Source organism: Acidovorax sacchari (assembly GCF_042847045.1).
GTDB classification, from domain to species: Bacteria; Pseudomonadota; Gammaproteobacteria; order Burkholderiales; family Burkholderiaceae_C; genus Paracidovorax; species Paracidovorax sacchari.
In genome coordinates this window covers 247230-270591 of sequence record NZ_AP035783.1, presented here as the reverse complement: position 1 = coordinate 270591, position 23362 = coordinate 247230, and the positions used below count along the sequence as shown (strand labels likewise).

Genomic DNA, 23362 nt, shown 5'->3' with positions numbered 1-23362 from the left:
CATGCCTGCCTTCCGCCTGTCTCCCGACCTGGCCGCCGTCGCCGCGGCGTCCTCCCGCTCTTTCTCTCCCCGCCGCGCCCCGCTGGCGCAGGCCGTGCTGGTGCTCGCCGCCGCCCTCTCCGCCCAGAACCAGGCCCATGCCCAGGAGACCGCCGCGCCCGCCGTCACGCTGCAGGAAGTGCGCGTGCAGGACGCGGCCGACGCCACCACCGGCTACCAGGGCGCGCAGCGCAACACCGCCGCCACCCGCACCGACACGCCCCTGGTCGAAACCCCGCAGGCGGTGCGCGTGGTATCGCAGCAGCTCATCCAGGACCTGGGCGCCACGCGCCTGGCGGACACGGTGGACTTCGTGAGCGGCGTCACCCGCCTGAACGACTTCGGCGGCACCTGGGACAACTACGCCATCCGCGGCTTCAGCAACACCGACGGCGGTTCGCTGCTCAACGGCTTCGCCTCCAGCCGGGGTTACGGCCCCATGCGCGACATGGCGACGGTGGAGCGGGTGGAATTCCTCAAGGGCCCTGCGGCAGCGCTCTACGGCAGCAGCGAGCCCGGCGGCACGCTCAACATCGTCACCAAGAAGCCGCAGTTCACCGCCGCGCACAAGGTGGGGCTGGACGTGGGCACGCTGGGCATGCGCCGCGCCACGCTGGACACCACCGGCCCCATCACGCAGAACCTGGCCTACCGCCTGAACGTGGCGGCCGAGGACGGCGCCAGCCGCACCAGCCTGGTGGACAACCACAAGTACGTGGTCGCCCCCGCCTTCGCCTGGACGCTGGGCGCCGACACGGTGCTGCAGTACGAGGCCGAGTTCATCCGCATCCGCACGCCGCTGGACCGCGGCACCGTCCAGGTGGGTGGCAACGCCCTGGCGCTGCCCGGCGACCGCTTCCTGGGCGAGCCCAACCGCGGCAAGCTGCACGTGACGGGCGACACGCACCAACTCACGCTGGACCACGACTTGGGCCAGGGCTGGCGCACCCGCCTGGGCGCGTCGTACCGCGAGACGGAGTACTACGGCGACGCCATGGACTTCGGCAACGGACGGCTGGGCCTGCTGCAGAGCGATGGCCGCACGCTGTACCGCAGCGACACCTGGCGCAGCCTGCCTTCGCACGACACCTCGGTGCAGGCGGAGGTGGAGGGCAAGGTCAGCACCGGCAGCCTGCGCCACACGCTGCTGGCGGGTGTGGAGTCGTGGCGGCTCTTCGTGGGCCAGTACGGCGAGGCCTCGCCCCGAGGCTCCAGCCTGTACGCCATCGACATCTACCAGCCCACCTACGGCCAGCCCCGAACGGCTCCGATGACGCCGTATTTCAGCAGCCAGGACCACCAGCGCGCCACGGGCCTCTTCCTGCAGGACCAGATCGACCTGACTGCGCGCTGGAAGCTGCTGGCCGGCGTACGCTTCGACCGCTTCCACCAGAGCCTGGAGGACCGGCTGGCCAAGACCAACACCACGCAGGACCATTCCTCCACCTCGCCGCGCGTGGGCCTGAGCTATCTGCTCACGCCGGACAGCTCGGTCTATGTCTCCTACGGCCGCTCGTTCCGGCCCAACGCCGGCGGCGACGCGTCGGGCAACGCCTTCGCGCCGACCAAGGGCAAGGCCTTCGAAGCCGGCGCCAAGTGGCAGTCGCCCGACCAGCGCCTGGTCGCCTCCATGGCCGTGTTCGACATCCGCAAGACCAACGTGCTCACGCCTGATCCGAACAACGCCAACTTCAACGTGGCGGCGGGCGAGGTACGCAGCCGTGGCGTCGAGGCCGATGTGTCCGGCAAGCTCGACGCTCATTGGCGACTGACGGCCAACGCGGCCTACACCGACACCGAGGTGCTGCGCGACAACGACAAGACCCTGCTGGGCAAGCGCCTGCTGGGCATCCCGCGCGTGAGCGGCGGCCTGTTCGCCATCCGCGAAGACCGCCTGGCCTCGGGCGGCCGCTACGGCGTGGGCGGCGGCCTGGTCTATGTGGGCGAGCGCACCGCCACGGCCAACGATACCTACCGTCTGCCGGGCTACACCACGGCACGCGTGACCGCCTACTGGCAGATCGACCCGCGCACACGCCTGACGCTGGACGTACACAACCTCTTCGACAAGCACTACGCCGCCACGTCATGGGGCGCGCTCACCGCCATGCCGGGCCTGGGCAGGCAGGTGGTGGCGGGGCTCCAGCACAGCTTCTGAGTCCATCGCCGGTTGCTGTGGCAGTCTTGGCGTTTGCGGCGACCACATGAAACGGAAGGCATCCACATGGGCTTGGCAATGGGTTGGACCGAATGGGCCGCGCACGACGCGGTGGGGCTGGCCGGACTGGTGCGCCGCGGCGAGGTGACCCCCGCCGAACTGGCCGCCCAGGCGGCAGCCGGCGTGGCGAAGGTGAACCCCGCCCTGAGCGCGGTGGTCGAGGTCTTCGCCGATGCGGTGGCCGACCCGCAGCAGGCCGGCATGCGGCCCGGCGGCCCGCTGGCCGGCGTGCCCTTCTTCATGAAGGACCTGGGCCCCACCCTGGCCGGGCGGCTGCAGGAGCAGGGATCGCTCTTCATGCGCGGCAACCGCCCCACCGAAGACGCCTGGCTCGTGCAGCAGATGCGCCGCGCGGGGCTGAACCTGATGGGCCGCACCACCACGCCGGAATTCGGCGTCTGCAGCTCGGCCGAGAACCCGGCCGTCTATGTCACGCGCAACCCCTGGAACACTGGCTACACCACCTGCGGATCGTCCGCCGGCACGTCCGCCATCGTGGCGGCGGGCGTGGTGCCCATGTCGCACGCCACCGACGGGGGCGGCTCCATCCGCATCCCCGCAGGCTTCAACGGCAACATCGGCCTGAAGCCCTCGCGCGGCGTGTTCTCCATCGCGCCCCATGCCTCGGACATCACGGGCTACGTCTCCACCCAGGGCTGCCACAGCCGCACGGTGCGCGATACGGCCGCCTTCGTCGATGCCTGCCGGGGCGGCGCGCCGGGCGAGTTCATGCCCTACTGGACGGCGCCCGAGCCCTACACCGAACTGATCCGCCGCGACCCGGCCCGCCTGCGCATCGCGCTCTCGCACGAATGGGGCGACTACCGCGCCACGCCGGCCATCGTGGCCGAACTGGAAAAGGCCGGCCGCTTCCTCGAAGGCCTGGGCCACCACGTCGAATGGGCGCTGCCGCAGGTGGACCTGCGCGCCGCCTTCCGCGCCCAGACCACCTGCTACATCAGCAACTTCGCCCAGGTCATCAACGGCCTGCTGGAGCGGCGCGGTCTGGAGCGCCCGCCCGCCGGCCTGATCGAGCCCATCAACATCCGCATCTGGGAGGCCGGCCGCGACCTGCCCTATGCCGAGCGCCACCGCATGCAGACCGTGTTCAACACCACGGCACGCGGCTTCGGCGCATTCTTCGAGGACTGGGACATCATCCTCACCCCCATCACCGCGCGGCCCACGCCGCCCGTGGGCACCACCGAATACCTCACCACCAGCGACAACCCCGACGTGCTGGACTGGTTCGACAACCTCTGGCAGTTCTTCGCGTACACGCCGCTGTCCAACCTCTGCGGCATTCCGGCCATCTCGCTGCCCATGGGCGCGCAGGACCACGACCTGCCCTTCGGTATCCACGCCCAGGCGCGGCAAGGGCACGACGGCCTGCTGCTGCAGCTGGCCGCGCAGATCGAGCGGGCGCTCGGCGGGCGCTGGAACGGCGGGCGGCGCCCGGACGTGCATGTGACGCGATAGCGTCCTGGCACGGCAGACACCGAAGCCGCCCCTGCCGCGACCCGGGACGGATCAGCCGCGCCGGCGCACCACCAGCATTCCCATGGCCGCCGCGATCAGCGACAGCAGCACCAGGCCCCACTGGCTGAGGGTGGGAATCCCGGCCACGGACTGCGGGTCCGCAGGCACCACCAAGGGAGCGAACGGATCGCTGATGGCGCCCGGCGTGGCGTCGCTGTCGCCCTCGCCGTTGTCCGTCACCTGGTAGGTGGCCGTCAGCCGGTCGCTGCTGATGCTGGAAACGCTGGGGGTGAACCAGCTGTTGGGCGCCCCGGCCGTCTTCGGGCCGTACTTTTGCAACCGGGCCGCGGCGGGGATGGCGCTGGGGTAGGTGATGCTCACCGTCAGCGTCGCCCCGGGGCACCCCGTGACGGTGAAACGCAGCACCCCCAACGGGAAGGTGGCATTGCGGGGCGCCTCGGCGGGCGCGTTGCTGTCGATGGTCAGGGAATTGACCGTACACCCCGCAGGCGCGCCGCTGATCCGCACGGCCGCGTTGCCGCCGCCGGTGACGCCCGTCATGGGCACGCTCGGGCTGGTGATCTGCTGCGGCGTGGCCTGCACCGCAGCCGACACGCTGCCGTCGCCCACGGCATTGGTGGCGCGCACGGTGAAGGAATACGCCTGGCCATTGGTCAGCCCCGATGCCGTGCAGCCCAGCGTGCCGTTCGTGCTGCACGCCACTGAGCTGGAGCCGCCGGCCACCGGCGTCACGAGCACGGTGTAGCCGGTGATGGCGCTGCCGCCGTTGTCGGAGGGGGCCGTCCAACTCAAAGCCACGACGCCATCGCCCGTGCTGGCCACGAGACCCGTGGGAGCACCCGGCACGGTGGGGGCCGGCGCATCGTACAGCGCCGTGCTGGAGAGGTAGGTGTTGCCGTATCCCGCCACGGCCAGCACCTTGCCGCTGGACAGCCGCGTGGCCGTATGGAAGTAGCGCGCGGTGCCCATGCTGCCCGCGCTGCTCCAGCTGCCGGTGGCCGGGTCGTACTGTTCCGCGCTGGCCAGAGTATTGTTGCCGTATCCCCCCGCGACCAGCACCTTGCCGCTGGACAGCGGCGTGGCCGTGTGCCCGTAGCGCGCGGCCGCCAGGCTGGCCGTGCCGCTCCAGCTGTTGGCGGCCGGGTCGTACAGCTCCGCGCTGGCGATGCCGTCGGGGTTGCGTCCTCCCGCGACCAGCACCTTGCCGCTGGACAGCAGCGTAGCGGTGTGGCTGCCGCGCGCGGCGCCCAGGCTGCCCGCGCTGCTCCAGCTGTTGGTGGCCGGGTCATACAGTTCCGCGCTGGCGAGGTAGACACTGCTGATGCCCCCTGCTATGAGCACCTTGCCGCCGGACAGCAGCGTGGCCGTGTGCAGGCCGCGCCCGACGGTCAGGTTGCCCGCGCTACTCCAGCTGTTGGTGGCCGGATCGTACAGCTCCGCGCTGGCGAGGTAGCCATCGCGGTCCCTCCCCCCTGCGACCAGCACCTTGCCGCTGGGCAGCAGCGTGGCCGTGGGGCCGCTGCGTCCGGTACCCAGGCTGCCCGCGCTGCTCCAGCTATTGGCGACCGGGTCGTACAACTCCGCGCTGGTGAGGTAGCCGCCACTGCCGGCGTTTCCCCCGACGACCAGCACCTTGCCGCTGGGCAGCAGCACGGCCGCGTGCAGGGTGCGTGCGGCGGCCAGGCTGCTCGCGCTGCTCCAGCTATTCGATGTCGGGTCGTACAACTTCACACCAGCAAGGCGTCCGTTGGTGTCTTCGCCCCCTGCGATCAGCACCTTGCCATTGGCCAGCAGCGTCGCCGTGTGGTCGTAGCGAGCCGCGCCCATGTCGGGCCCGCTGCTCCACCCCAGCGTCTGCGCCAGGGCCGAGCCTCCGGTTCCGAGCGCCAGCGCACAGATAACATAAGCGCACCATCTCTGCAGCCAGAGGGCAAAAACGGATGGGGTGTATTTGTGACGCATGGTATGGCGGCTCTCGCTCGGCAGGTGACGGATGTCCGAATGGATGAGCAACCATCTTATCTGACGGTATCAAATGCAAGCAAGTGTGAACTATCGCCTGCTGTTGTCTGATTGGTTTGGCGCCAGGCCCATTGAATAAGTGCTGACACGCATTCCCGCTTCCCATGTGACACAGCCCGTTCCTGCCTCCGCCGGTGCCGTGCCCGCCCGGCAGTGGCAGGCCACAATGGCTGTCCCATTCCCCTGGAGAACCGCATGGAGCCCCCCTTCGACATCCGCGACAAGGCCCTGGCCGCACGGTGGCGCGACTGGCAGCCGCCCGCAGCCGGGATCGGCAGGAAAGACAACAACAAAGACGCGCCCGCCTTCTCGCTCGCGGATTTCGATCCCGGCAAGAAGCCTTTCTCCCTCGGCGACAAGGCCACCGACAAGGCCGCCGTGCAGGACCTGGCCGCCGAACTGGACGGCCTGCAGAACCTCTTCTACGCCGACCGCCGCTTCAAGCTGCTGGTGCTGCTGCAGGGCACCGACACCTCCGGCAAGGACGGCACGGTGCGCGGCGTGTTCGGCCAGACCAGTCCACTGGGCGTGCGCGCAGTGGGCTGGAAAGCCCCGACCGAGACCGAGCGCGCGCACGACTACCTCTGGCGCATCCATGCCCAGGTGCCGGCGGCCGGCGAGACCGTGGTCTTCAACCGCAGCCACTACGAGGACGTACTGGTGCCCGTGGTGCAGGGCTGGATCACGCCGGAGCAGCACGCCCAGCGCCTGGCGCACATCAACGACTTCGAGCGCATGCTGGCCGAGACCGGCACGGTGATCGTCAAGTTCATGCTGCACATCAGCAAGGACGAGCAGCGCGAGCGCCTGCAGGCCCGGCTGGACGACCCGGCCAAGCACTGGAAATTCGAGATGGGCGACATCGCGGCCCGCAAGCAGTGGGACGACTACCAGCGCGCCTACGCCACGCTGCTGGCCGCCACGCACACGCCCTGGGCGCCGTGGACCATCGTGCCGGCCGACTCCAAGACCCACCGCAACCTGATGATCGCCACCGTGCTGCGCGAGGTGCTGCGCAATCTCGACCTGCGCTACCCCGAAGGGGATCCGGCGCTGGCCCATTTCACGATCGAATGATTCGGCCGCCATGCGGGCCGTGCCCGGAACAGTCCGGCCGGGCGTAACCGGAAACAAATATTTGCATAAACAAGAATAATCACAATTCCAGGTTGCTATTGAGTATTTTCATAGGGAGCTCATCCATACGACATACGCTGTCCGTCCAACCACGCATCGGCACCACCGGAGGTATTCACCATGCAACGTCGTGCACGCAAGCCCCTGTTCTGCTCGTTCCTGCCATGGCTGGGCCTGCTCATTGCAGGCTCGATCGGCGGCCCCGCTTCGGCGGCGGACACCACCGGTTTCAGCATGTCCTACAGCAGCCATGGCACCACCTATGGCATCAGCGGCCGGGAGCCCACCGCCGCAGGCAGGTACCCGGTGTACATCCACATCGGCGGCACCGGCGAGCCCTACCAGAGCAACTGGTCTCTCGCCGCGGTGAACACGGCGGCCGCCAAGGGCTTCGTGGCCGCTTCCGTGCAGTACGACAACAGCAGCTTCGGCGACTGCAGCGTGATCGGTGGCCGGGCCAGGGCCATCTTCGATGCCCGGAATCTCCAGAGCGCCATCGCCCAGGTCTGTTCGCGCGGCAAGGCAGACTGCTCCAAAGGCGTGGTGACCGGCGGCCTGAGCCAAGGCTCCATCATTTCGGTGCTTGCGCACGACTATGACAGCCGGGTCGTGGCTTCCTTCGGCCAGGGCACCGGCGCGACCTATACCCCGTACTACAACCTCGGCAGCTGCATCGCCAATGGCAACCACTCCCTGCCCGGCAACCGGTTGCGCATCATCAATGGCGAGCGCGACATGTTCGTCGGCGGCAACGAGGGCATCGCCCGCGACTCCGCCACGCTGGTGACCGGCCTCGCCTGCCCCGGCGCCCAGTCATGCGGCGGCGAGAACGGCAGCGGCTGGTACATCGTCAAGGACAGCGAAGTGCAGGATGGGTATGCCGACCATTGCTTCATGGGCTACGGCGGCTACTACGGCACGCAGTGCACGGGCCTGCTGGTGGACTCCGGCTACCTGTATGGCAACAGCGGCTGGGAACTCAACCCCACCCTGGATTGGCTCAAGAGCTTCGTGCGGCCGTGATCGGGTGCAGGCCCCGGTTATGCATCCACCGCATAACCCGGAAACACTCAGGCCTTGGACAGCCCGGGGGGCGAGGCATACAGTCGCTGGCCTGACCCTACCTCCTACACCCAAGGGAAACATCCGCATGTCGAACTCCGCCGGCACCCTCGTCCAACATCCCGTGCCTTCCTACCTCCAGGCCGACCACCTCGGCCCCTGGGGCAACTACCTGCAGCAGGTGGACCGCGTCACGCCGTACCTCGGCAACCTGGCGCGCTGGGTGGAAACCCTGAAGCGTCCCAAGCGCATCCTGGTCGTGGACGTGCCCATCGAACTGGACAACGGCACCATCGCCCACTACGAGGGCTACCGCGTGCAGCACAACCTGAGCCGCGGCCCCGGCAAGGGCGGCGTGCGCTTCCACCAGGACGTGACGCTGTCCGAAGTGATGGCCCTGTCGGCCTGGATGTCGGTGAAGAACGCCGCCGTGAACGTGCCCTACGGCGGTGCCAAGGGCGGCATCCGCGTCGATCCCAAGAAGCTCTCGCGCGGCGAGCTCGAGCGCCTGACGCGCCGCTACACCAGCGAGATCGGCCTGCTCATCGGCCCCTCCAAGGACATCCCCGCCCCTGACGTGAACACCAACGGCCAGGTCATGGCCTGGATGATGGACACGTACTCGATGAACGTGGGCGCCACCGCCACCGGCGTGGTCACCGGCAAGCCCGTGGACCTGGGCGGCTCGCTGGGCCGCGTGGAAGCCACCGGCCGCGGCGTGTACACCGTGGGCGTGGAAGCCGCCAAGCTCACCGGCCTGCCCATCGAGGGCGCACGCGTGGCCGTGCAGGGCTTCGGCAACGTGGGCGGCATCGCCGGCAAGCTCTTCGCCGAAGCGGGCGCCAAGGTCGTGGCCGTGCAGGACCACACGGGCACCATCCTGAACAAGAACGGCCTGGACGTGCCCGCCCTGCTGGCGCACGTCAAGCAGACCGGCGGCGTGGGCGGCTTCGCCGGCGCCGAAGCGATGGCGAAGGAAGACTTCTGGGGCGTGGACTGCGAGATCCTCATCCCCGCCGCGCTGGAAAACCAGATCACCAAGGACAACGCCGGCCAGATCAAGGCCAAGCTGGTGATCGAGGGTGCCAACGGCCCCACCACCACCGAGGCCGACGACATCCTGGCCGACAAGGGCGTGCTGGTGCTGCCCGACGTGATCGCCAACGCCGGCGGCGTGACGGTGAGCTACTTCGAGTGGGTGCAGGACTTCTCCAGCTTCTTCTGGAGCGAGGACGAGATCAACGCCCGCCTGGTGCGCATCATGCAGGAAGCCTTCGCCGGCATCTGGCATGTGGCGCAGGAGCACAAGGTGACGCTGCGCACCGCCACCTTCATCGTGGCCTGCCAGCGCATCCTGCACGCCCGCGAAATGCGCGGCCTGTACCCCTGATGCACTGACATCGGCAAGACCGACTGCCGCCTGCCGCGCGCGCCCATCGAGCGTGCGCGTCAGGAAGAAGCCGCCAGCGCCCTACCCGGGCCTGGCGGCTTTTTTTACGGGCATGCCAGTGGGCCGGTCAGGCCGGGCGGCGGGGCGGCTCCACCCGCAGCGCCAGGCAAAAGGGCTGCTCGCAGGGCGACCGGCCCTCGTAGGGGCAGCCCGGCTGGTCGCAGGGCGGCACCGCGCCCCGGCGCGCGGCGGCCTCGGCCTCCTCGTCCTCGCGGCGCCAGCCGCTGGCCTGCAGCGCCGCCATCTGCAGCCAGGGATCGGGGCGCAGGGCGGGCTGCATCCACTCGCGCCCGTACAGGCCCTGCTGGGGCGGCGGCTGGAACTCCAGGGACAGGAGCGCGCTCGTCCTGCCCGGCGCGCCTGCGTCGTCCCGGGCCGGCTGCAGCACCAGCGCGAACACGCCCGGGTCCAGCCGTGCCTGCCGCCCGGGGAACGGTACGGCCAGGGCCTGCGCGCCCGCGGATGCCGCCATGCCCGCGGACGCCCCGGCGGCCGCGCCGCGCTCCGCCCAGGCCGACGGCACCTGGAGCGTGAAGGCGAATCCCCGCTCGCCGTCTTCCGCCTGCACGCGGCCCTGCCCCACGCGCCAGGTCTGCAGGGCGGCCGGGCCGCCCTGGGCCGAAACGGCAGCCCGCAAGGCCCGCGCCATGTCCGCCGTCCAGGGCTGGGCCGCCACCACGCGCAGGGCAGGGCCACCGGCTTCCGCGAGGCGGTGCACCAGCATGCCGAGCAGGGAACGCATGGGGCCGCCGACCCCGCCGGCGGGCCAGGCCTCGCCCGGGCCATCCACCGGGGCCGCACCCGCGGCCGGCGCAGGCACGGCCAGGCCAGGCAGCCCGGCTGGAGGCCGGCCCGCCCCCGGCGCACCCTGTCCCGTGGTGCCGGGCACTCCAGCGCCGGGGCGTGGGGCCGCGGCCGGGCCCGGTCCCAGCGCAGCATCCGCGCGTGCGCGGGCCTCGGGCGACACACTCACGCGTTCGGTGGACGGCGGGGGCTGGGACGGTGCGGCAGTTCCGGGCGCATGCGGCAGGGCCGGGGCCGAGGGGGCGGTATCGCTGCCACGGTCGGTGCCGAGCAGCATGCCCTGCCGCTGCAGCGCGGCCTCTGCGAACAGGCGCGCCAGGGCGCCCTGCGGCGGGAGCGGCGGATCGATGGATGAAGGGGGCATGGCGTTTCCGGAAGGCCGCCGCGCACGGCCGCCTGACCGGATTCTGCGGCCTGGCGGCCGTGAGCGCCATGCCTGCCGGCGCGTGCCCGCGGCAACGCACCAGCCAGGCCGCGCAGCCTCAGGGCGCGGGAGCCTGCAGGGCCACGGCCTCCAGGTGGGAGCGCAATGCCACCTGCAGGGAGGACGGAGGCGCGGAGCCTTCCGCGGAGCCGGCCGACTTCAGGGCGATGCCCGTGCCGTCGCCCTTGGCCGTGGCGACGCGGCGTGCGACCAGGAACTGCTGGGTGTTGCTGCTCGCCCCTTGCGAGTAGCCCTCGCCGTCATGGATGCTGTAGTTCATCACGTAGACGCGCTGCAGCGTGCCGCTGCTGTTGACGCGCACGCACAGCACGCTGCCTGCCAGGGTGCCGGACACTTGGTGCTCGCAGCCGAACAGGCCGTCGCTGCTTGCCAGCAGGCCATTGCCATTGCTGGTGCCCGAAAGCGGCGTGTCCAGCAAAGCGGCATCGGCCCGGGTCCCTTCGGAACCTACCGAGGTGAAGGTCCAGATGCCCGCCAGGCTGGAAGGCTTCTGCGGATAGCCGAAGTTGAAACGGGAGATGGGCTTTTCCGGCTCGTTCGGGAAGGTGATGAAACCGGTCGTCCCGCTGGTGAAGCGGATGGTCACGTTGCCGGGGCTGCCGGCCTCGGTGCCCGACTGCGCCGGGCTGCCGAAATAGCGGCCGCCGGTGTAGCGGTTCAGCCGTGCCGTGACCCTGTTGTCCGCCACGGAGCCCACGGCGAGGTAGAACGTGGGCTGACCGCTGTTCTCGTAGGCATACATCTGCAGGGCGAGCGTGCCGTTCTGGACATCCACCGACAGGCCCCGGCCCGGCTTGCCATCCACCTCCGACGACACGACCCAGGTGCCGGCCTGGGGCTCGTAGGCGTGGGCACCCGCGGTGCACGCCAGCAGCGCGGCTGCTGCCCATTGCTTGAAAACCAAAGCGCTCTCCTCCACAGAAAGTTCACGCGGTTATACCGAACCCGGGAGGAAACGTGAATATTTGTAATCCATTCACCCTGGGTGACGCTCGGTCACTTGATTTGTCAGCAATGCGTAAGCGTAACGCCCTAGCGCCGTCCCGGCAGCATGCGGGTGAGCACGTCGTCGCGCCGCACACGGTGGTGGAAGAGCGCCGCCCCCACGTGCAGCAGCACGACGGCCCAGGCCACGAACTGGCCCAGGAAGTGGTGGACGGCATCGACCGGCGCCTCGAACGCCTCCCAGCCCACCTGGAAGGTTCGGCTGATCCAGGCGAAGAGCGCGGTGTCGTTGAATCCCGTCACGGTGAACAGCCCGAAATCCGTGGGCGCCCCGGTGCCGATATAGCCCGTGAGCGGCATGGCGACCAGCAGGCCGTAGAGGCCCCAGTGCGCGGCATGGGCCAGGGCATGCTCCAGGGGCGTGCCGGGCGGATCCTCGGGCTGCACGTCCAGCAGCCGCCAGATCAGCCGCGGCAGCACCAGGAAGCCCACGATCAGGCCCAGCACCCAGTGGATGTTGAGCACGGGCAGGGATGCGTCCGAGGTGTCGTCCATGAACCAGATGACGTAATAAACGACGGCGTAGGCGCCGATGAATGCGGCGGCACTCGTCCAGTGAAAGAATTTGGCGAGCGCCCCGAAACGGGTCGCGGTGCTGGTCCACTGCATGGGGTGTTCCTGGGTGGGCGAAGAAGAGGTCAGGGGTGGGCAAGAAGGCCGTCCAGCAGCCGGTCCAGGCCATCCAGGGCCTGCGCGAGACGCTGGGACTGGTCCCCGTCCGGCTCGGCGATCCAGAACGAGGCTTCGGTGACCACGCCGTAGAGCATGCGGGCCATGGCGCCGGCATGCAGCGGGGCCACCGTGCCCTGGTCGATCAGGCCCTGCAGCGCGGATTCGAGCGCGGCGACGCCGGCCGACTGCGCGGCCTGGGGTACGTCGCCGAAAACGGCCCGGGCATCCTGCAGGACGATGCGGCGGATCTCGGGCTCCAGCGCCAGTTCCAGGTAGGTACGGCAGCGGCGCCGGAGCCCCTCCCACGGCGTGGGCGCCGCCCCGGAGACGGCACGCAGGCGCTCGCCGACCTCGGCTTCGATCTGCTCGATGACCGCGGCCAGCAGGCCCTCCTTGCTGCCGAAGTGGTGGTAGAGCGCCCCGCGCGTCAGGCCGGCCTCGCCCGTGAAATCGTCCATCGACGTCTGCGCATAGCCCTGGGCCGCAAACGCACCGCGCGCCGCGGCCAGGAGCCGGGCGCGGGTGGCCTCGATCATTTCCGCCCGTGTGCGGCGCTGCTGGATGGGTGTCCTGGTTGACATACGGTACGTATGCTAATTGGCATACGGAGCGTATGTCAATTCAGCGTGACCACCGGCTCTGCCTGCCGTCCGGCTCAGACACGCCACCACGCAGGCAGCAGCCGCCGCACCTGCGCGCGCCCGAAGCGGTCATCGATGAGGTACACCACGCCCTCGTCCTCGGGCGTGCGGATCACCCGGCCCGCGGCCTGCACGACCTTCTGCAGGCCCGGGTAGAGGTAGGTGTAGTCGTAGCCGGCCCCGAAGAGCCGGTCCATGCGCTCTCGCACCTGCTCGTTCACCGGGTTCACCTGCGGCAGCCCCAGCGTGGAGAGGAAAGCCCCGATCAGCCGGCGGCCGGGCAGGTCGATGCCCTCGGCGAAGGCGCCGCCCAGCACCGCGAAGCCGATGCCCCGGCCCTGCTCGGTGAAGCGCTCCAGGAACGCGCGCTGCCCGGCCTCCTGCATGCGGCGCGACTGGCACCAGTGCGGCACGCCGGGATGGCGCTGCGCGAACACCTCCGCCACCTGCTGCAGGTAGTCGTAGCTGCTGAAAAAGGCCAGGTAGTTGCCGGGCCGGTCCGCGAACTGCCCCGCCATGAGGTCGGCGATGGGCTGCACCGAGGCCGCGCGATGGGCATAGCGCGTGGAGATGTGGCGCGCGATATGCACCTGCAGCTGCGCCGCGCGGAAGGGCGAGGCCACGTCGGTGCGGACATGGTCCTGCGGCAGGCCCAGCAGGTCGGCGTAGTAGTCCATGGGCTGCAGCGTGGCGGAAAACAGCGTGCCCGACTGCGCGGCCTGCAGGCGCGGCCCCAGGAACGGCGCGGGCACCAGGTTGCGCACGCAGACCACGGAACTGCCGGCGGCGCCCTGCGCAGGGCGGCTCACGTCCACGATGGAATGCGCATCCAGCAGTTCGGTCATGCGCAGCAGCTGCAGCACTTCCAGGTGGAAGGCCTGCAGCGCGGCGTCCATCTGCTCCGGATGCTCGGCGAAGTGCTCGCCCAGCGTGACCGAGCACTGCTGCAGCGCCGCGAGCAGCTTGCCGGGGAAGGCCTCCAGCACGGCGTAATCGACCGGCTGCTCCCTGTCGAGCGCCACCCAGCAGCGCCGCACGCGGTCCAGGGCTTTCTTCACGGCCGGCACGGTGGCGGCGGTGGCCGAGCGGCGGGCCTGGAAGAGCGAATCCGGCAGCAGTTCCGCGCTGTACATGCGCCGGCCGCGCTCCACCAGGTTGTGCGCTTCGTCCACCAGCAGGGCCACGCGCCACTGGCTGGCCTGCGCCAGGCCGTGCAGCAGGCCGCCCATGTCGAAGTAGTAGTGGTAATCACCCACCACCACGTCGGCCCAGCGCGCCAGCTCCTGGCCCAGGTAGTAGGGACACACCCCGTGGCGCAGGGCGGCATCGCGCACGCGGGCCTGGTCCAGCGGTGCCGGCGCCCCGCCCTCCGGCGGGCGCAGCGCATCGGCCCGCGCGGCCGGCAGCCGGTCGTAGAAGCCGCGCGCGAGCGGGCAGGCGTCGCCGTGGCAGGCGCTGCCCGGGTATTCGCAGGACTTCTCGCGCGCCACCAGTTCCAGCACGCGCACGGGCAGGGGCAGAGGCACCGCGATGCGGGCGAGCGCGTCCAGGGCGACCTGCCGCCCGGAGGTCTTGGCCGCGAGGAAGAACACCTTGTCGATGCCCGCGCCCGGCGCGGCCTTGAGCAGCGGGAACAGCGTGCCCACCGTCTTGCCGATGCCCGTGGGTGCCTGCGCGAGCAGGCATCTGCCGGCAACGGCGGTCCGGTACACGGCTTCGGCCAGGGGCCGCTGGCCTGCGCGGAAGCCCCCCGCGAACGGAAAGGCCAGGCGGCGCAGCGCAGCGTCGCGCGCCGCCCGGTGGGCCACCTCCTGCGCGGCCCAGTCCACGAAGCGGCCGCACAGCGCCTCGAAATGCGCCCGCAGCGCCGGCGCCGTCCAGTCTTCGGACAGCACGGTTTCCTTCTGGGTGCCGACGTCCAGGTACACCAGAGAGACGGTGAGCCCCGGCAGGCCGCGCGAGACGCACAGCAGCCATCCGTACACCCGGGCCTGCGCCCAGTGCAGCGCACGGTGGGCGGCGGGCTGGCGGTCGAGCCGGCCCTTGAAGGTCTTGACCTCGTCCACGCGGCCCGCCGCGGCATCGAATCCGTCGGCGCGGCCCCGCACGCGCAGCAGCCCGCACACACCTTCCAGCGGCACCTCGGCCTCGTAGCCCGGGGCCTCGGCCGCCCGCCGGGCCGCCACCGCGGCATGGCCCGCCATGCCCTCCCGCGCCGTGGGCGCCGGGGTGAAGCGCAGGTCGAGGTCGCCCTGCTTGGCGGTGAACTCGCACAGCTCGCGCACGGCGATGGTGTAGCTCCACGGCTGCGCACTCTCCGCGCCGGGCGCGCCAGGGTCCGCGGGCTCCGTGGCCGGTTGCGTTGCCGTCTGCATGGGCTGGCGCGTCAGGGAGCTGCGGAGGGCGCCGGCGCAGGCGCCTCCGGCCGCACGTCGGCGGGCACGCCGGAGGCCGGCGCGCCGCCCTCCTCGCCCAGCAGCGCCTGTGCAGGCTCGCCTTCGCCGTGCAGGGGCGTGGCGCGGCACAGCGCCATCCAGACGGCGAAAGGCAGCGGGCACCGGGCATGGCGCGCGGGGCGCAGCAGCTCGAAGCGGCCCGATTCGATCGCACCGTGCAGCACCCACACGCCGAAGGGTTCGGGGATCTCCTCAGGCTCGGCGATGCCCGCCGGGAAGACGTAGTAGCACTCCTCGCACAGCCACTGGTAGGCCTCGCGCTTGGCCGCATGCCGCAGGTCGGAGAGCAGGTCGGCGCGGCTCGCCTTGACCTCGTGCACCATGGGCTGCAGGTAGGCGGGCACGCTGGTGTGGCGGATCGAGAACAGGTCGGGCCGGGCCATGCGCCACACGCGGGCCACCGCGGGCGGCGGCAGGCAGGCGCCGCCCTGGGCCTCCTCCCCGTCCCACAGGCCGGCCGGCGCGCCGCGACCGGGCGCCGCCGGAGACAGCGGCGGCTGCGGCGCGGGGGCCGGCGGAGGCAGGGCTTCCACGGCGGCGCGCAGCGACAGCTCCCGCCAGACGATGCGGCCGGCCGAGAGCAGTTGCTCCGCGAAGCGCATCGCCAGCCGGTCGTGGGCGCTCAGCGCCCGCGCATTGCGCTGCCGCGCCTGGGCCAGGCTGGCGATGCCCGCGTCGGTCAGGCGGAGCACCTCATGCCCGCCCGGCTCCGGTACCAGGCGCAGCATGCCGGCGGCGAGCAGGTCGATCTCGACCGTATCGCGGCAAGGCCAGCCCGCGGACCGCCAGATCTGCAGCAGGCGGGTGCGATGGATGCGTTGGAGGGCGATGTCCGGCATGGCGCGATTGGAACACTGATTGTAAATACAGTGCATGGCACACCCGATGCCACCCGGCAGGCTGCAAGGGACATTGCCCTACGGCGCCGCGCGCGCGAGGGCGCTAGGGTGGGCCCGTCGTCCCCGTTCCGAGACCGTCCGCATGCCCCAGACTCCCGCATCCACGCCATCTCGCTTCCACCCGGCCCATCCCTTGCGCAGGCTCCGGTTCCTGGCCTGCGCCACGTCCGCGCTGTGGCACATCGCCACGGGCACGGTGCATGCGCAGGGCGCGGATGCACCATCCGCCACGCTGCCCGCTACGGCCTCCACGCCGGCCTGGGTACAGCCGCTGGAGCGCGCGCTGGCGCGGGTGGAGGCGGACAGCGGCGTGCGCACCGGCGTGTATGTGCGCGACCTGGACACGGGCGCCTCCGCCTCGCTGCACGGCACGGAGCCGTGGTACCTGGCCTCGTCCGTCAAGGTGCCGGTGGCGATCGCGGTGCTGCGCGGCGTGGAGCGTGGAGATTTCACGCTGGAGACGCCCCTCACCCTGCGTGCGGCCGACTACGTGGACGGCGCGGGCCCCACCAACGGACGCGCCGTGGGCGCGCCGCTCACCGTGCGCTACCTGCTGGAGCAGATGATCATCTACAGCGACAACACCGCCACCGACATGCTCATCGGCCTGGTCGGCATCGGCACGGTGAACGCGGTGGTGCAGTCGCTGGTGCCCCGGGGCTTCGGGCGCATCACCACGCTGGCCGACGTGCGCCGCCACGTGTACGGCGTGCTCACGCCCGCGGCATCGCACCTGTCCGGCACCGACTTCTTGGCGCTGCGGCAGCAGCAGCGGCTGCATGGCGATGCCGCGGCGCGGTCTGCGCTGGCCACGCTGCTGCGCGTACCCGAGCGCTCCCTCGCGCCCACGGACCTGGCCTCCGCCTACGAGACCTACTACGCCACCGGCCTCAACAGCGGCCGGCTCGACGCCTATGCCGACCTGCTGCAGGCACTCGTCGAGGGCCGGGCGCTCGATGCCCGGCACACGGCCTACCTGCTGTCCGTGATGGAGCGCGTGAAGACCGGCACCCAGCGCATCAAGGCGGGACTACCGCCTGGTGCGCGCTTCGCCCACAAGACCGGAACGCAGCGCGCACGAACATGCGATTCCGGGCTCGTCACCATGCCGCGCTCCCACCCGGGGCCGCGCTTGCTGGTGGTGGCCTGCACGCGCGGCGAACCTTCCACGGCCCGGTCCGATCGCGCGCTCAGGCAGGTGGGTATCGCCCTCTGCCAGTCGGGCCTGCTGTCCGACGGGAGACCGCATGAACCACGCTGCCCCACCCTGCCCTCCCGCTCCACCGGCACCACGCCATCGGGCGATGCGCCGGCGGCTCGCCCGCCCGGTGCTGGTGGCGGCACTGCCCCTGCTGACGGCGCTGTGGACGACGACGCCTGAGCGGGCCCTCGCCGCCCCGGCGTGGGCCGAGGCCCTGGGCAGCCAGGTGCAGAAGCTCGAACGCGAGACGCCCGGCGATTTCGGCCTGTACGTGAAGCGCCTGGACAACGGCGAGACCTTCGCCTGGCAGGCCGACCGGCGGTGGTACCTGGCCTCTTCCGCGAAGCTGCCCCTGGCCATCGCGGTGCTGCAGGAGGTGCAGCAGGGCCGCCTGCGGCTGGACCAGGAACTGCGCGTGGAAGAGCGCGACAAGATCGACGGCTCCGGCGCGCTGGTCTGGCAGCCCGTGGGCACGCAGCACAGCGTCGAGACGCTGCTGCGCCGCATGCTGATGGACAGCGACAACACCGCGGCGAACCTGCTGATCCGCACCATCGGGCTGGAGACGTTCAATACGCGCGCCCAGGCATTGATGGGTGCGCGCAACGTCGGCCCGCTCACCAACTTCACCCAGGTGCGCCAGGATGTGTACGCCGAGCTGCATCCCCGCGCGCGCGAGATCGCGCCGATGGACCTGGTGCGCGTGGCCGCCGCGCCCATGGGCGCGCAGCGCGTGCAGGCACTGGCCCGCACGCTGGACCTCAAGACGGCCGATCTGCAGGTGAAGACCATGGAGGAGGCCTACGGCCGCTACTACGCGCGCGGCGCCAACACCGCCACGCTCGCGGGCTACGGCGCCATGCTGGAAAAGCTGGTGCGCGGCCAGCTGCTGACACCGCCGCACCAGCAGATGCTCTACAAGGACCTGAAATTCGACACCTACGACGCCTACCGGCTGGAAGCCGGGCTGCCGCGCACCGTGCGCTTCATCCACAAGACCGGCACGCAGTACCACCGGGCCTGCCACATGGGCGTGATCGATCCGCAGGATGGCGGCGCGCATGCGATCGTGGTGGCCACCTGCGCCGAGGGCATGGACGAGATGCGGCAGGCGGGCCGGCTGTTCGAGCAGATCGGCCGCGCGATCACGCGCACGCTGCTGAAGGACCGGCCGGCCACCGGACCGGGCGCGGCGCAGGCCAGCGGTTGACGCTGGCGCACTGCGCCTGGTGCGGCGTCAGGACACGGCGGCGCCCTGGCGGCACACGCGCAGCACATCCTCGCCGTAGGCCTCCAGCTTCTTGGCTCCCATGCCGCTGATGCCCTGCAGGTCGGCCAGCGACGCGGGGCGCCGCTCGGCAATGGCCGCCAGCGTGGCATCGTGGAAGATGACGTAGGCCGGCAGGTTGTGCTCGCGCGCCACTTCGGCGCGCCAGGCCTTGAGATTGATGAACCGCACCTGCGCATCCGGATCGAGGTTGGCCGCGGCCACGGGCGGGGCCGCGGTACGCCGCGTGCGCCGGGCCGGCGCCGCGGCGGCCGACTCGCGCAGCTTCACCGGCACCTGCCCCTTGAGCACCGGGCGCGAGCCTTCGGTGAGGCTCAGCGTGTCGAAGCTGTGGCCGCTCTCGAGCATCACCTTGTGCAGGCCCACCGCGCCCGTGGCCAGCAGTTGCCGCAGCACGCCGCGCAGCTGCGGCTCGGTGTAGTCCTTGCCGACGCCGAAGGTGGATAGCCTGTCGTGGCCGAACTGCTTCACCTTCTCGGTGTCCTTGCCGCGCACGATGTCCATGATGTGCCCGGTGCCGAAAGTGAGGCCGCTGGCCTCGTGCACCCGGTAGATGGTGGACAGCAGCTTGCGCGCGGCGTCCGTGCCGTCCCAGACGGCCGGCGGATTCAGGCAGTTGTCGCAATTGCCGCAGGGCTCGGACGGCTCGCCGAAGTAGCCCAGCAGCCGCACGCGCCGGCAATCCGTGGCCTCGGCCAGGCCCAGCAGCGCGTCGAGCTTGCCGCGCATGACCTGCTTGAATTCCTCGCCCGCGGGACTCTCGTCGATCATGCGGCGCTGGTTCACCACGTCCTGCAGGCCGTAGGCCATCCAGGCATCGGCGGGCAGGCCGTCGCGGCCCGCGCGGCCGGTTTCCTGGTAGTAGCCCTCGATGTTCTTGGGCATGTCCACGTGGGCCACGAAGCGCACGTCCGGCTTGTCGATGCCCATGCCGAAGGCGATGGTCGCCACCATGACGATGCCTTCCTCGCGCAGGAAGCGGTCCTGGTTCTCCTGGCGCACCTCTGCGGCCAAGCCGGCGTGGTAGGGCAGCGATTTGAGGCCCGCATCGACCAGCGCGGCCGACATCTCCTCCACGCGCTTGCGCGACTGGCAATAGACCACGCCCGCATCCTCCGGGTGCTCGCGCTCGATGAAGCGCAGCAGCTGCGCGAGCGGCTCCTTCTTCTCGACGATCGTGTAGCGGATGTTCGGCCGGTCGAAGCTGGAGACGAAGTGCTGCGCGCCCTCGAGCTGCAGCCGCTCAACGATGTCCTCGCGCGTGAGCGCATCGGCCGTGGCGGTGAGCGCGATGCGCGGCACGCCCGGGTAGCGCTCGTGCAGCACGGTGAGCGCGCGGTATTCGGGGCGGAAGTCGTGGCCCCACTGGCTCACGCAATGCGCCTCGTCGATGGCGAACATCGACAGCTGCCCGCGCTGGTGCAGGCCGTCGAGCAGTTCCAGGAAGCGGGGCGTGGTCAGGCGCTCGGGCGCGGCGTACAGCATGGTGATGTCGCCGCGCGCCACGCGCCGCTCCAGTTCCTGCGTCTGCTGCCAGTCGAGCGTGGAATTGTGATAGGCCGCATCCACCCCCGCCTCGTGCAGCGCGCCCACCTGGTCGTGCATGAGCGCGATGAGCGGCGACACGACGATGGCCACGCCCTTGCCCGCATCGCGCCGCACGATGGCCGGCACCTGGTAGCACAGCGACTTGCCGCCGCCCGTGGGCATGAGCACCAGCGCGTCGCCACCGGCGATCACGTGTTCGACGATGGCCTGCTGCGGGCCGCGGAAATGCTCGTAGCCAAAAACGTCGTGCAGGACGAAATGCGCGGGGGACAAGGCGGTGGAACTCTCTGGTCGATGGCGTCGGGGTGCCCGCGCGGCAGTGGCGCTGGGCGGGTGCAGGGCAGGACGGCGTCCCGGCGGAGCCGCTGCGCTGCACGCAGGCAAGGTGCCTATTGTGCTCCGTCCCGCAGGCTGGAAGCGCGGCAACCATTCGCAAAAGCTATCGCACGCTTCAACGATTGAATTGGACGCGAATGGATGGACCCCTCAAGATGCCCTCCAGGCCCGGCTACAGAGGCCGCCATTCAGGAGACAACACGATGCGCTTTTTCCTTCCCCGCGCCCTGCGGCGGGCCTGCGGCGCCGCGGCAGCGCTGGCCGCCACGGCGGCCCTGGCCCAGGCGCCCGCCTATCCGAACGCCCCCATCACCCTCATCGTGCCCTTCGCCGCCGGCAGCGGCACGGACGCGGTCGCGCGCACCGTGGGCCAGAAGCTGGCCGAACGCCTGAAGCAGCCGGTGCTGGTGGACAACAAGCCTGGCGCCAACGCCCAGGTGGGCGCCCAGCTGGCGGCCCGGGCCAAGCCCGACGGCTACACGCTGTTCATGACGACGAACACCTCGCACTCGGCCAATCCGGCGCTCTACGCCAGCCTCAAGTACGACCCCATCAAGGATTTCACGCCCGTGGCCCGCGTGGGCGAACTGCCCTTCGCGCTCGTGGTGAGCCCGGCCCTGCCGGTGAAATCCCTGCCCGAGTTCCTCGACTATGCCCGCGCCCACCCCGGCACGCTGAGCTACGCCACGCCCAACAGCACCTCGCTGGTGGCGATGGAAAGCATCAAGCACATCGCGAAGGTGGACATCCTGGGCGTGCCCTACAAGTCCAGCCCGCAGGCGCTCACCGACCTGCTGGGCGGGCAGGTGCAGGCCTACGTGGTGGACCTGGGTTCGGGCAAGACCATGCTCACGGGCGACAAGGTGCGCACCCTGGGCATCACCACCGCCCAGCCCTCGCCCCTGCTGCCGGGCGTGCCGCCCATCGGCCAGACGGTGAGGGGTTTCGACCTGACATCGTGGAACGGCATCTTCGGCCCGGCCGGCATGCCGCCCGCCGTGGTGCAGCGCCTGAACACCGAGCTGCAGGCCGTGCTGGCCGACAGGGACACGCAGGACAAGCTCGCGCAGATCGGCTTCCAGGTCTGGCCCAGCAAGACGCCGGAGGAATTCGCGCAGTACGTGGCGCAGCAGCTGGCGCACTGGCGGACTTTGATCCAGCAAGCCGGAATTCAGGCAACAACCCCCTGAGCGGCTGCGCCGCTTCCCCCTTCTCTCGCCGCGCTGCGCGCGGCGGGAAGGGGGACGACGCCGGTGGCCTGGCAGAGCCAGTTCCACGGCGTCTGCTGGCCTGGGCCGCGCTAGTGCAAAAGCCGTGGACTCGGGCATAGGCATGGGCGACGTTGCCGAACGGACCTGTTCAACGGAACACGAGATGACAGACGCTTCTTCTTTCGCTGCCTCCCCACAACGCACCGGCCCGCTGGCGGGGGTGCGGGTGCTCGATCTCACCTCGGTGATCATGGGGCCGTTCGCCACGCAGATCCTCGCGCAGCTGGGCGCGGAGGTGGTGAAGGTGGAGACGCCCGAGGGGGACAACATGCGGCACGTGGGGCCGATGCGGCATGCGGGCATGGGCCACATCTTTCTGCATGCGAACGCGGGCAAGCAGAGCATCGCGCTCGACCTGAAGCACCCCGAGGGGCGCGAGGCGGCGCTGCGGCTGGCCGAGCAGTGCGACGTGCTCGTCAGCAACGTGCGCCCGCAGGCGCTGGCCCGGCTGGGGCTGGATTACGGGGCGGTGAGTGCTCGCAACCCGCGCATCATCCACGTGAGCTGCTGCGGCTTCGACCAGGACGGGCCGGACGCCGCGCGTCCTGCCTACGACGACCTGATCCAGGGCGCCACCGGCATTCCCTGGCTCATGCAACGCTACGGCGCACCCGAGCCGTCGTACGCGCCCACCACGCTGTCGGACCGGGTGACCGGGCTGCACGCGGTGTACGCCGTGACGGCGGCGCTCTACGCCCGCGAGAAGACCGGCCGGGGCCAGGCCGTGGTCGTGCCGATGTTCGAGGCCATGGCGCAGTTCGTGCTGGGCGACCACATGGCGGGCCTCACCTTCGAGCCGCCGCTGGGCGAGCCCGGGTACGCGCGCCTGCTCACGGCGCACCGCAAGCCCTATGCCACGGCCGACGGCATGCTCTGCGTGCTGATCTACAACGACAAGCACTGGCGCAGCTTCTTCGCGGCGATCGGCGAGGACGGCGATGGAGGCCTGGCGCACGACCCGCGCTTCGCCACGCATGGCGCGCGCGCCGCGCACATCGACGCCGTGTACGCCGAGGTGGCGCGCATCCTGCGCACGCGCACCACGGCCGCATGGCAGGCGCTGCTGGACGCGGCCGACGTGCCCAACATGCCCATGAATTCCCCGGCCGACCTGCTCGGCAACGCGCAACTGCGCGCGACCGGCTTCCTGCACGACACGGAACACCCCAGCGAGGGACCGATGCACGCCATGGCGCATCCCACGCGCTGGTCCGCCACGCCCCCGGAGCGCGATCTGCCGCCCGCGCCGCGCCTGGGCGAACACACGCGCAGCCTGCTGGCCGATGCCGGCTACACGCCCGTTCAGATCGACACCCTGCTGGCACAGGGCGCGTGCCGCGCTGCCGGAGACACCGCATGACTCCCACC

The 23362-nt window shown here is 70.7% G+C and carries 17 protein-coding genes; 9 read left to right on the top strand and 8 right to left on the bottom strand.

What is annotated here, in order from left to right; genetic code table 11:
- Window position 1 precedes the first annotated feature (1 nt).
- Both ACGHC0_RS01240 and ACGHC0_RS01235 read left to right on the top strand, forming a co-directional pair.
- Complete coding sequence (locus tag ACGHC0_RS01240) at window positions 2-2197, top strand: TonB-dependent siderophore receptor (protein ID WP_415267212.1); 2196 nt, start codon at window positions 2-4, stop codon at window positions 2195-2197.
- Window positions 2198-2275: 78 nt separating this feature from the next.
- Complete coding sequence (locus ACGHC0_RS01235; protein WP_415267211.1) at window positions 2276-3736, top strand: amidase; 1461 nt, start codon at window positions 2276-2278, stop codon at window positions 3734-3736.
- A gap of 51 nt (window positions 3737-3787) precedes the next feature.
- Here ACGHC0_RS01235 and ACGHC0_RS01230 read toward each other — a convergent pair whose 3' ends face one another.
- Window positions 3788-5584: an IPTL-CTERM sorting domain-containing protein gene (locus tag ACGHC0_RS01230; RefSeq protein WP_368353662.1), complete on the bottom strand. Its 1797-nt coding sequence runs from the start codon at window positions 5582-5584 to the stop codon at window positions 3788-3790.
- 390 nt (window positions 5585-5974) lie between these two features.
- Here ACGHC0_RS01230 and ACGHC0_RS01225 point away from each other — a divergent pair, with 390 nt between their 5' ends.
- From ACGHC0_RS01225 to ACGHC0_RS01215, 3 genes are all read left to right on the top strand, one after another.
- Window positions 5975-6856: a PPK2 family polyphosphate kinase gene (locus tag ACGHC0_RS01225; protein WP_415267210.1), complete on the top strand. Its 882-nt coding sequence runs from the start codon at window positions 5975-5977 to the stop codon at window positions 6854-6856.
- Window positions 6857-7036: 180 nt separating this feature from the next.
- On the top strand, window positions 7037-7939 hold the full coding sequence (locus ACGHC0_RS01220; protein WP_415267209.1) for a hypothetical protein: 903 nt from the start codon (window positions 7037-7039) through the stop codon (window positions 7937-7939).
- 127 nt (window positions 7940-8066) lie between these two features.
- Window positions 8067-9368, top strand: a complete 1302-nt coding sequence (locus ACGHC0_RS01215; RefSeq protein WP_415267208.1) for a Glu/Leu/Phe/Val family dehydrogenase — start codon at window positions 8067-8069, stop codon at window positions 9366-9368.
- 127 nt (window positions 9369-9495) lie between these two features.
- On the opposite strand, the gene ACGHC0_RS01210 is transcribed toward ACGHC0_RS01215, so the two are convergent.
- From ACGHC0_RS01210 to ACGHC0_RS01185, 6 genes are all read right to left on the bottom strand, one after another.
- Window positions 9496-10596, bottom strand: coding sequence for a Fe-S oxidoreductase (locus tag ACGHC0_RS01210; RefSeq protein WP_415267207.1), 1101 nt, complete (start codon window positions 10594-10596; stop codon window positions 9496-9498).
- A 118-nt stretch (window positions 10597-10714) separates the two neighbouring features.
- On the bottom strand, window positions 10715-11581 hold the full coding sequence (locus ACGHC0_RS01205) for a hypothetical protein (protein ID WP_415267206.1): 867 nt from the start codon (window positions 11579-11581) through the stop codon (window positions 10715-10717).
- Between the two features lie 128 nt (window positions 11582-11709).
- Window positions 11710-12291 carry a cytochrome b gene (locus ACGHC0_RS01200; protein WP_368353656.1) on the bottom strand — a complete coding sequence of 194 codons (582 nt, stop codon included), beginning with the start codon at window positions 12289-12291 and terminating at the stop codon, window positions 11710-11712.
- Between the two features lie 29 nt (window positions 12292-12320).
- Window positions 12321-12890: a TetR/AcrR family transcriptional regulator gene (locus ACGHC0_RS01195; RefSeq protein ID WP_368355563.1), complete on the bottom strand. Its 570-nt coding sequence runs from the start codon at window positions 12888-12890 to the stop codon at window positions 12321-12323.
- 119 nt (window positions 12891-13009) lie between these two features.
- Window positions 13010-15370: an ATP-dependent DNA helicase gene (locus tag ACGHC0_RS01190; protein ID WP_415267205.1), complete on the bottom strand. Its 2361-nt coding sequence runs from the start codon at window positions 15368-15370 to the stop codon at window positions 13010-13012.
- 11 nt (window positions 15371-15381) lie between these two features.
- The gene (locus ACGHC0_RS01185) at window positions 15382-16290 is read right to left on the bottom strand and encodes a hypothetical protein (RefSeq protein WP_415267204.1); all 909 of its coding nucleotides are present in this window, start codon (window positions 16288-16290) and stop codon (window positions 15382-15384) included.
- Between the two features lie 142 nt (window positions 16291-16432).
- Between ACGHC0_RS01185 and ACGHC0_RS01180 the strand changes: the two genes are divergently transcribed.
- Entirely contained in the window at window positions 16433-17731 is a 1299-nt protein-coding gene (locus ACGHC0_RS01180) for a serine hydrolase (RefSeq protein WP_415267203.1), read from the top strand.
- Window positions 17655-18761 carry a serine hydrolase gene (locus ACGHC0_RS01175; RefSeq protein WP_415267202.1) on the top strand — a complete coding sequence of 369 codons (1107 nt, stop codon included), beginning with the start codon at window positions 17655-17657 and terminating at the stop codon, window positions 18759-18761. The genes ACGHC0_RS01180 and ACGHC0_RS01175 overlap by 77 nt, the downstream gene beginning before the upstream one ends.
- Window positions 18762-18788: 27 nt before the next feature.
- Here the strand turns inward: ACGHC0_RS01175 and recQ are convergent, their stop codons facing one another.
- Complete coding sequence (gene recQ / locus ACGHC0_RS01170; protein ID WP_415267201.1) at window positions 18789-20660, bottom strand: DNA helicase RecQ; 1872 nt, start codon at window positions 20658-20660, stop codon at window positions 18789-18791.
- A 266-nt stretch (window positions 20661-20926) separates the two neighbouring features.
- On the opposite strand from recQ, the gene ACGHC0_RS01165 reads away from it, so the two are divergent.
- Window positions 20927-21913: a Bug family tripartite tricarboxylate transporter substrate binding protein gene (locus ACGHC0_RS01165; RefSeq protein WP_415267200.1), complete on the top strand. Its 987-nt coding sequence runs from the start codon at window positions 20927-20929 to the stop codon at window positions 21911-21913.
- Window positions 21914-22097: 184 nt separating this feature from the next.
- On the top strand, window positions 22098-23354 hold the full coding sequence (locus ACGHC0_RS01160) for a CaiB/BaiF CoA transferase family protein (RefSeq protein ID WP_415267199.1): 1257 nt from the start codon (window positions 22098-22100) through the stop codon (window positions 23352-23354).
- Window positions 23355-23362: the final 8 nt, after the last annotated feature.

What these genes read in the sequence shown, in the direction of transcription:
- ACGHC0_RS01240 (WP_415267212.1), top strand. Translation starts at nt 2, where the DNA reads ATGCCTGCCTTCCGCCTGTCTCCCGACCTGGCCGCCGTCGCCGCGGCG.
- ACGHC0_RS01235 (WP_415267211.1), top strand. Translation starts at nt 2,276, where the DNA reads ATGGGTTGGACCGAATGGGCCGCGCACGACGCGGTGGGGCTGGCCGGA.
- ACGHC0_RS01230 (WP_368353662.1), bottom strand. Translation starts at nt 5,584, where the DNA reads ATGGGCGCGGCTCGCTACGACCACACGGCGACGCTGCTGGCCAATGGC.
- ACGHC0_RS01225 (WP_415267210.1), top strand. Translation starts at nt 5,975, where the DNA reads ATGGAGCCCCCCTTCGACATCCGCGACAAGGCCCTGGCCGCACGGTGG.
- ACGHC0_RS01220 (WP_415267209.1), top strand. Translation starts at nt 7,037, where the DNA reads ATGCAACGTCGTGCACGCAAGCCCCTGTTCTGCTCGTTCCTGCCATGG.
- ACGHC0_RS01215 (WP_415267208.1), top strand. Translation starts at nt 8,067, where the DNA reads ATGTCGAACTCCGCCGGCACCCTCGTCCAACATCCCGTGCCTTCCTAC.
- ACGHC0_RS01210 (WP_415267207.1), bottom strand. Translation starts at nt 10,596, where the DNA reads ATGCCCCCTTCATCCATCGATCCGCCGCTCCCGCCGCAGGGCGCCCTG.
- ACGHC0_RS01200 (WP_368353656.1), bottom strand. Translation starts at nt 12,291, where the DNA reads ATGCAGTGGACCAGCACCGCGACCCGTTTCGGGGCGCTCGCCAAATTC.
- ACGHC0_RS01195 (WP_368355563.1), bottom strand. Translation starts at nt 12,890, where the DNA reads ATGATCGAGGCCACCCGCGCCCGGCTCCTGGCCGCGGCGCGCGGTGCG.
- ACGHC0_RS01190 (WP_415267205.1), bottom strand. Translation starts at nt 15,370, where the DNA reads ATGCAGACGGCAACGCAACCGGCCACGGAGCCCGCGGACCCTGGCGCG.
- ACGHC0_RS01185 (WP_415267204.1), bottom strand. Translation starts at nt 16,290, where the DNA reads ATGCCGGACATCGCCCTCCAACGCATCCATCGCACCCGCCTGCTGCAG.
- ACGHC0_RS01180 (WP_415267203.1), top strand. Translation starts at nt 16,433, where the DNA reads ATGCCCCAGACTCCCGCATCCACGCCATCTCGCTTCCACCCGGCCCAT.
- ACGHC0_RS01175 (WP_415267202.1), top strand. Translation starts at nt 17,655, where the DNA reads ATGCGCCGGCGGCTCGCCCGCCCGGTGCTGGTGGCGGCACTGCCCCTG.
- ACGHC0_RS01165 (WP_415267200.1), top strand. Translation starts at nt 20,927, where the DNA reads ATGCGCTTTTTCCTTCCCCGCGCCCTGCGGCGGGCCTGCGGCGCCGCG.
- ACGHC0_RS01160 (WP_415267199.1), top strand. Translation starts at nt 22,098, where the DNA reads ATGACAGACGCTTCTTCTTTCGCTGCCTCCCCACAACGCACCGGCCCG.